The sequence below is a fragment of the Calderihabitans maritimus genome (assembly GCF_002207765.1).
In the GTDB taxonomy this organism is placed as follows: domain Bacteria; phylum Bacillota; class KKC1; order Calderihabitantales; family Calderihabitantaceae; genus Calderihabitans; species Calderihabitans maritimus.
In genome coordinates this window covers 70,284-72,056 of sequence record NZ_BDGJ01000101.1, presented here as the reverse complement: position 1 = coordinate 72,056, position 1,773 = coordinate 70,284, and the positions used below count along the sequence as shown (strand labels likewise).

The following is a 1,773-nucleotide window of genomic DNA, read 5'->3' as shown; positions in this document are numbered from 1 at the left end:
TGTTTCTTTATTACTTTTACCAGGAGGTTTTTTATTTGGCAACTCTTATCTCACTTTATTACAGGAATGCTTGTGTTCCCAGGACTAAAGCACCTGCCTTCGCTATTATTTACCTCTCTTCTCTATCATAGGGTAAACCCAGTGCTCCTGGGGCGCCAATATGTTTTTTATGGGATTGCTTGGTAACCACTATCAGGACCACAATGGTAAAGATGTAGGGAAGCATTTTCAAGAAAAAGGGTGATATTGCAGTCACTCCCATGGCCTGCAGGCGTAACCCCAGGGCGTCTATGCCCCCGAAGAGGTAAGAGCCAATAAGTGCCCTCACAGGGTCCCAAGTGGCGAAAATAACCAGGGCTACAGCAATCCAGCCGCGGCCTGCAGTCATATTTTCAAGCCATGTGGGGGCATAGGCCAGTGAAAGGTAAGCCCCTGCAACACCCGCAAACATGCCTCCTTGTACTTTATGAAAATCAAAGCCCATTCTGGAGAAATCCCCTACCCCTTAATTTTCAAGCTTTTTTTCAACCGGAACTTGCCAAAATTTTGAACAAAATAATTAAATACTTTAAGCGTATCTTTCAGTCCATCCTACAAAAAACAAATGAGGGTATATTGGCCTCAATGATTAGAAAGTCCATTATAGAAACATTGACGAACTCAAAAAATCCTCTACCGCCCTTCTTATAACCTCTGACCGCGCCAACCCAGTAAATCGGGCCAAGCAGGCAAGTCTTTCAAACTGCTCCGGCGTAAAATGAGCGGTTCGTCGGTAAGTTAGTATTCCGTTAGGCTTCTTCGACTGGCGTAGCGAACGGACCCAGCCATCATCAAAGGCCATCTTCTCTACAGCCCGCCGAATGAGTTCGGCTTCAGTAATCCTTTTGGCCTGGGCAGCTTTACGAAGAAGCTGATAGTACTGTTCGGTAAGACCAAAGCCCGCTTCAACAAGTGGAGGGGCTTCTTTCACAGCAAAAGATCTCTCAATCGTAAGTAAAAAAGAGCAGCAATAGTTGTTAGAGTTGTCTTCATACGGAAGAATATTATCTTGACATTTGATCCCACGATTGATATTGTAGGTTTGCCGGATACTTCAGTCAAAGAAGCACGGGAAAGGGTGCGCACAGCGATCAAAAACTCAGGTTTCGAATTCCCTGCCCGGCGCATCACCATAAACCTGGCCCCCGCCGACCTAAAAAAAGAAGGCTCTATGTTCGACCTTCCTATTGCCGTGGGTATCCTGGCTTCCACCGAGCAGATTCCCGCCGCTCCTCTTCAAGATTTATATCTTTTGGGACAGCTCTCCCTGGATGGAACCATCCGGAAAGTTCCCGGCATCTTCCCCATGGCTTTGTGTTTGGCGGAACAGGTCCCCGGAGCACGCTTGGTGGTGCCGGAGGAAAATGCCCAGGAAGCAGCTCTAGTCAACGATCTTCAAGTGCTACCGGTAAGCAACCTTTCAGAACTGGTACGTTTTTTACGGGGAGAGAAAGATCTGCCTCCTGCAGAATTAGATGCGGAGTCACTGCTCGGTGAACAAAACGCGGCATACGACGTGGATATGGCGGAGGTCAAAGGACAAGGATTTGCCAAACGGGCACTGGAAGTGGCAGCGGCGGGAGGTCATAATATTCTTATGATCGGCTCTCCCGGTTCCGGGAAAACTATGCTGGCCCGTCGCCTGCCTACCATCTTGCCCGGTCTGGACCTACAGGAAGCTATGGAAATCACCAAGATTTACAGCGTGGCCGGTCTTTTGCCCAAGAACCGTCC

Annotated in this window: 2 protein-coding genes and 1 pseudogene; 1 reads left to right on the top strand and 2 read right to left on the bottom strand. The window is 48.4% G+C overall.

Translation table 11 applies throughout. The annotated features are described in order from the left end of the window. Positions 1 to 109 precede the first annotated feature (109 nt). Positions 110 to 463: pseudogene (locus KKC1_RS09010) on the bottom strand (ABC transporter permease subunit); the annotation flags it as partial. 177 nt (positions 464 to 640) lie between these two features. Continuing rightward, positions 641 to 970, bottom strand: a complete 330-nt coding sequence (locus KKC1_RS09005) for a ribbon-helix-helix domain-containing protein (protein ID WP_088554132.1) — start codon at positions 968 to 970, stop codon at positions 641 to 643. 78 nt (positions 971 to 1,048) lie between these two features. Here KKC1_RS09005 and KKC1_RS09000 point away from each other — a divergent pair. Then, a partial coding sequence (locus KKC1_RS09000; protein WP_238134253.1) for a magnesium chelatase domain-containing protein occupies positions 1,049 to 1,773 on the top strand: 725 nt, incomplete at its 3' end.